General features: G+C 37.6%; 4 protein-coding genes. 2 read left to right on the top strand and 2 right to left on the bottom strand.

Annotation, left to right across the window (positions count from 1 at the left end; translation table 11 throughout):
- The first annotated feature begins 1463 nt into the window (after positions 1-1463).
- Positions 1464-3248 carry a fatty acyl-AMP ligase gene (locus F6K40_RS16455; RefSeq protein WP_293137645.1) on the top strand — a complete coding sequence of 595 codons (1785 nt, stop codon included), beginning with the start codon at positions 1464-1466 and terminating at the stop codon, positions 3246-3248.
- Positions 3249-3317: 69 nt separating this feature from the next.
- Here F6K40_RS16455 and F6K40_RS16450 read toward each other — a convergent pair whose 3' ends face one another.
- Complete coding sequence (locus tag F6K40_RS16450) at positions 3318-3488, bottom strand: hypothetical protein (RefSeq protein ID WP_293137643.1); 171 nt, start codon at positions 3486-3488, stop codon at positions 3318-3320.
- Positions 3489-4418: 930 nt separating this feature from the next.
- Between F6K40_RS16450 and F6K40_RS16445 the strand changes: the two genes are divergently transcribed.
- Complete coding sequence (locus tag F6K40_RS16445; RefSeq protein ID WP_293137642.1) at positions 4419-4877, top strand: peroxiredoxin; 459 nt, start codon at positions 4419-4421, stop codon at positions 4875-4877.
- A 647-nt stretch (positions 4878-5524) separates the two neighbouring features.
- On the opposite strand, the gene rppB is transcribed toward F6K40_RS16445, so the two are convergent.
- A complete protein-coding gene (gene rppB, locus F6K40_RS16440; protein WP_293137640.1) occupies positions 5525-6874 on the bottom strand; it encodes a two-component system sensor histidine kinase RppB in 1350 nt (449 codons plus the stop codon).
- Positions 6875-6898: the final 24 nt, after the last annotated feature.

The following is a 6898-nucleotide window of genomic DNA, read 5'->3' as shown; positions in this document are numbered from 1 at the left end:
AGTAGAGTGTCTGAAACGCTTTATTTCCAAAAATAGATAATTTGCCAAAATTTTCAGCCGTAACGAAGCGCAGTTATAACTTCAGAAAGTTTGGTTGATTTTTGCCGATAGATGGTGCATTAAATTCTCGACTTCCCGCTCTACAAAATTTGAAAAATTAGTAGAGTGCTTGAAACGGCTTAGTTGAAAAAAATAGATAATTTGCCAAAATTTTGAGCCTTAACCTACCGCAGTTATAACTTCAGAAAGTTTGGTTTCTTTTTGCCGATAGACGGTGCATTAAATTCGAGACTTCCCACTCTACAAAATTTGAAAAATTAGTAGAGTGCTTAAGGCACTTTATTTCAAAAAATAGATAATTTGCCAAAATTTTGAGCCTTAACCTACCGCAGTTATAACTTCAGAAAATTTGGTTTCTTTTTGCCGATAGACGGTGCATTAAATTCGAGACTTCCCACTCTACAAAATTTGAAAAATCAGTAGAGTGCCTGAGGTGCTTTATTTCCCAAAAATAGATAATTTGCCAAAATTTTGAGCCGTAACTCACCGCAGTTATAACTTCAGAAAGTTTGGTTTCTTTTTACCGATACACGGTGCATTAAATTCCCGACTTCCCACTCTACTAGACTCCCTAATAAAAAAAAATTCACGAAATAATTTCCTTCATTGGTTGTTCTGGAGTAACAGGTTAATATTTTCCTTCTACAAACTCTTTTTGTGCTTTTTGAACATCTCGAATTTTGTAAGCATTCAGCTATCAGCTTCCGAGATACATCTACATTTCCCGCCACACAATTTTATGAATTGACAACTCAAACTTGTGGTTTTTGTACTTCAATTCTCTGGTTGAAAATTATCTATAAGTTAAAGGAATAATTACTTGATTGATTAACGAGCTAAGAACTAATTGCTAATAACTGAATGCTTACCTAATTTTCTCTGCTCTGCCTCGCTCTCGAAGACAATTTTTTTAATATATCAATTAGGTTTTCTCGATCTTTTGGAGAAAGTTTATCTACAGCTTCTAAGATTTTTGCAAAGGTTGTTATTGTCGTTATCTTTTTTCCCTTTTCTATCATTTCGTTCTGTTTCTGATGAGCAGTCAACACTTATGAAAAGTTTTAATTATAAATCTGAGCTTCCTTGATAGAACATTTTAAAGATTGTCACCAACCTCTGACAAAAAAACGCTAAAAATGCCTAAACTCGTCAACAGAATTTCAATGGTTTCAGCCTTATTGCTCAAGATATCTGATAAAATAATCCGAAGGAATGTTATTGCCTAATCAAATTTTTAAGGCTGAAATACCTATAATTCCGTTATTAAAACCAGCGATCGCCTCATATTCATTTTAGGATGACGATCTAATTTTTCTCACCTCCTCTAACAGCGGTTTGACAGATTTAAAAGTATGTGGTAATTCTGAAAAACTTACCCATACAACAATTGCAAAAATCCTCAAATGGCTAAATACTCAACCATAGTAGACATCCTAAACGATCGCTCCCAAAATCTTCCTCACCAAATTGCTTATACTTTCTTACCTGATGGAGAAACTGAGTCCGGTAGCTTAACTTATCAACAACTAAATACCCAAGTCCGAGCGATCGCTGCCCACCTCGAATCATTCATCACTCCAGGAGACCGAATATTAGTCGTTTATCCCTACACCGCCGGACTAGAATTTATCGCTAGTTTCTTTGGTTGTATCTGTGCAGGAGCGATCGCCGTTACTAGCAACCCTCCCCTCAACAGCGAGGCTATAGTCAAACTCCAAGAAAGAGTCGAATCCTCCGAACCAAAAGCTATCCTCACCACAGAATCTTTTTTACAGGAAATTCGAGGAAAATTAGCAAAAAATCCAGACTTAGCTCTAAAACTCAAGCAGTATCCATGGATAGCCACGGATAAAATTTCATTCTCTGAAGCACTCAAATGGAAAGAACCAAAAATAGAACCAGACACCCTCGCCTTTTTCCAATACACCTCTGGTTCCACAGGCAAACCAAAAGGAGTAATGGTAACTCACGGCAACGTCCTACATAATTCAGAAATTATTTATCAGTCTTTTGAACATTCCCCAGAAAGTCAAGGTGTAATTTGGCTACCCATGTTTCACGACATGGGATTAATAGGCGGAGTCATACAACCTCTATATGGAGGTTTTCCAGTTACCCTAATGTCACCCGTAGCTTTAATTCAAAAACCCATACGCTGGTTAGAAGCTATTTCCAAATATAGAGCAACAACCAGTGGCGGACCTAACTTTGCTTATGACTTAGTTTCTCGTCAAGTAACCCCACAACAACTAAAAAAATTAGACTTGAGTAGTTGGAGTGTCGCATTTTCTGGAGCTGAACCTGTACGAGCAGCAACTTTAAAAAGATTTGCCGAGACTTTTGCGCCTTGTGGATTTCGGCGAGAAGCTTTTTATCCTTGTTATGGAATGGCAGAGACTACTCTATTTATTAGTGGCGGAACAAAAGCAAAAGCTCCAACTATTAAATATGTAGATGCTGAAGCTTTAGCAGAAAACCGAGTGGTGGTTAGTGGAGAGAAAGGTAAGGCAGTGGTTAGTTGTGGTTGGGGTTGGTTGGGTGACGAAATTGTAATAGTCGATCCAGAATCTTTGACTAAACGTTCAGAAGGAGAAGTAGGAGAAATTTGGGTATCCGGTGCAGGTATAGGTAAAGGTTATTGGCAACAACCAGAGGAAACGGAACAAACTTTTAATGCTTTTTTGGCAGATAAAGGCTCTTTTTTACGGACGGGAGATTTAGGATTTTGGCAGGATGGGGAATTATTTATTACTGGGCGGATTAAAGATGTAATGATTTTGTGGGGTAGGTATCGTTATCCTCAAGATATTGAGTTGACTGTGGAAAGATGTCATCCCGCTTTGCGCTCTGGTTGTGGGGCAGCTTTTTCTGTAGAGGCAGAAGATGATGAACGGTTAATAATTGTTCAGGAAGTGGAACGTAGTTATTTACGAAGTTTGAATCTTGAGGAAGTAGTCGGAGCTATTCGTCAGGCAGTTGCTGAAGAACATACGGTAGAAGTTTATGCCATTAATTTCTTGAAGACTGGTAGTATTCCCAAAACTACCAGTGGTAAGATTAAGCGTCGGTTATGTCGTAGTCAATTTTTGGAGGATACTCTAAATTCAGTTTGTAACTGGCAACTTCAAACTGAAAAAGGTAGTGTATCTGAATTGGCAGGTACAGTGTTAAGCGCAAGTCAAAATTGAAAAGGCAAAAGTTAAAAGAAGAAGGAAGAAGGGAGTGGAAAACTACAAACATTTTCATTCACGAGAGAGCTAATGAAAAAGTTCGGCGCGCCGAATAATTTTCCCTTGCTTCCTCATAAAAAAACAGCTTTCAGCAGTTAGCTTTTTTCCGAAATTTTCAAAATTTTGAATCTGCTGAATAAGGATGAAATATGAGAACAAGCGCTCAATCCATTTTTTCTGTTCATCAAATTTTTCCATCCATCTCTTTTCCGTGGAAAACTACGAACATTTTCATTCACGAGAGAGCTAATGAAAAAGTTCGGCGCGCCGAATAATTTTCCCTTGCTTCCTCACAAAAGAATAGCTTTCAGCAGTTAGCTTTTTTCCGAAATTTTCCAAATTTAGAATCTGCTGAATCAGGATGAAAGATGAGAAAGAGCGCTCAATCGATTTTTTCTGTTCATCAAATTTTTCCATCCATCTCTTTTCAGTAGAAAATTACCAAGATTTTCATTCACGAGAGAGCTAATGAAAAAGTTCGGCGCGTCGAATAATTTTCTCTTGCTTCCTCACAAAAGAACAGCTTTCAGCAGTTAGCTTTTTTCCGAAATTTTCCAAATTTAGAATCTGCTGAATCAGGATGAAAGATTTGATTATAGCTAATGAAAAAGTTCGGCGCGCCGAATAATTTTCCCTTTCTTCCTCGCAAAAGAATAGCTTTCAGCAGTTAGCTTTTTTCCGAAATTTTCCCAATAATATTCTACTCAAAAGGATGAAAGATTAGAACAACCGCTCAATCCATTTTTTCCGTTCATCAAATTTTTTCATCTATCTATTTTCAGTAGAAAATCACCAAGATTTTCATTTTATGAAGCTCCTAAAAAAAATCGCGCGCCAAAGGATTTTCCCTTGCATCCTCACAATTTTTGTGATACCATAAAATTTAACTGGGGTTACTCGCCTATACGCATGACTTTTTATTCAACTAAAAATATTATAGTTCCTCAATTCAAAGCAAATATTGTAGATAAGGAAAATCAATCTAAAAGATATAGTTAGGAGTTCTATATTTCCTGCCCCCTACTTAAGCAGGAGATACTAATAACTGATAACTGAAATAGAGATTTTTAGGCTAAGATAACAAAAGTTAACATTATCTACAATAATCTTTAACCCAAAATATTAACAATGAAAATTAAAGTAGGAGATAAAGCACCCGAATTTACCTTACCATCCCAAGACGGAACCCAAGTTTCTCTCTCTAACTTCCTCGGTAAGAAAAATGTTGTTATTTACTTTTATCCCAAAGACGACACACCAGGATGTACCAAAGAAGCTTGTGCATTTCGAGACCAATATCAGGTATTTACAGATACTGGTGCTGAAGTAATTGGCATTAGTGGAGACACCCAACAATCCCACAAACAATTTGCGACTAAATATAATTTACCCTTTACTCTCTTGTGCGATACTAATAACAAAGTTAGACAATTATATGATGTACCTGCGACACTCTGGATACTTCCAGGTAGAGTCACTTACGTCATAGACAAAGAAGGAATTATCCGTCATATCTTTGACTCTATGCTCGACTTTGAAGCTCACGTTAAAGAAGCTTTAAAAACATTGAAAGCTATATCTGTTTAACTCCCCCGACGAGAAGTCCCGCGCTCTCCATCCCCCCTAACCCCCCAAGGATAAGCTATCCCTTATAAGGAACTCCTGAAACCCTTGTGGAGAGGATGGGGAGGATGGGGAGGATGGGGAGGATGGTCAGTAAAAATCCTGTCTACATTGATAAAAAAGTGTATTTTTTAATACACTTTTCTCCTGAAAAAGCCGATTCAAGACTTAAACATAACTTGTCAATAATGCCCAAGTTTTATGTTAAGTAAAGATGTTTATAAAGCATAGCTGGGAAAGGGGGGAGGGGAGCGTCGGGATGGGAAAGCCAGGCGTTATCTGTGTTGTTCATCGGGGATTTTCTTTTTGTAGCATACATATTATTTTGTAGCATATAGATTGACTATAGCTATTGACAATTACAAATCAATAGATGATGATTGTTATCAACACAGGGGGAGGATATCACCTCTGTTAAAACAGCGGTCAGAGCAACTCTTACTGAAGAATCCCGCGATGCCCAAGTAAAGCGCAACGTCTGGAGTATGTCAATTAGCTTTTAGTATTCAGCTATTAGCTTTCTGGGCGATTCGCTTGCTCGCCCCTACAACTCGTACCCCTCACTCATAGAACTTTTTCAGTAAACCCTAATTATTCAAAGCAGTTCAATACTAGGTAAAAGTCTTATAACTGTGGTAAAAAAAAGGTAATTTTAAAGTAAATGTACTCCCTTGACTTGGTAGACTTTGAACAGTAATATTACCTTGATGAAGTTGAGCGATCGCTAATGCAATAGACAAACCTAATCCCGAACCTCCTGTCTGACGAGAGCGATCGCTATTTACACGATAAAATCTGTCAAAAATTCGTTTTTGTTCTTTTTCGGGAATGCCAATACCTGTATCTTTGACATGAATTAAAGCAGAATTAAGATGAACTTCTAAAATTATTTTTACTTCCCCCTCTGGGGGTGTGTAGTTAATAGCATTAACAACTAAATTAGAAACTAAACGATATAATTGTTCCATATTTCCCATCACCTCCACAGATTGAGAAACTCTAATTTCAGATACAAGTTTTACTTTTGTAGTAACTGCCAAAAATCCAAATTCTTCCGCGATGTCATTAACTAAATCATTCAAACAAATAGATTCTTGTTTTCTCGGAAATTTCTCCATCCCACTATCCATACGACAAAGTATTAACAAATCTGCCACCATTTGAGATAAACGTTGATTTTGTCGCCCTATTATTTCTACAGTTTCCTTAGCTTCCGTCTCAGTTAGTTTTGGCAACATTAAAGTAGATTCAATAGTCGCGCGAATAGCAGCTAAAGGCGTTCGTAACTCGTGAGCAGCATCCGCCGTAAATTGCTGAATTTGGCGATAAGATTGGTAAATGGGGCGCATTGCTTTGCCAGATAACCACCAACTAGCACCAGCGATCGATAAAATTCCCATTGGCAAACCCAATAGTAAAATATAAGTAACTGTTTTGATATATTCATCAAAATCTTGCAAACTCCTTCCCACCAGAAGATATCCCCACTCCAAGTCATCCTGAGTATGCAGCATCAAAAAGATTTGTCGATAACGTTTGCCATTGGCAGTGATGGTTTGTAGCTGTGGTGTTTTTTGAGTAAGCTGTAGTCCTTTTGGTCGTAACCCTGCTACTGCTATTAAATTATGAGAGCGATCGAGTAAGCGCAAATAATAATTTGCTGTTTCGGGAACTCCTGTCTGGGGTTCAGTAAAATTGCAAGAGGTTTCCACTAAACAAAAATCAGGTAAGATGCGAGTTGCTGCGAGTGTTATCTGTGTAGGTTTTTCGAGAACAGTTTTTAAACTATCGTGTATTGTTTTTGCCACTGACTTAAGTTCTCGGTCAATGGTAATTCGGTGAGCGTGGAGAATAGCTTCATAAAATCCTAAACTGCATAAACTTAGGATAACTCCCATTACCATGACATACCAACCAGCTAGGGAAAGGCGGGTTTGTTGAAATAGTTTGTTTTGGTGCATTTTTGAGTGACATACTGCTATGGG

Origin of the sequence: Okeania sp. SIO3I5, from assembly GCF_010672085.1 — a bacterium.
In the GTDB taxonomy this organism is placed as follows: Bacteria; Cyanobacteriota; Cyanobacteriia; order Cyanobacteriales; family Microcoleaceae; genus Trichodesmium.
This window is presented reverse-complemented; position numbering and strand designations above follow the sequence as displayed.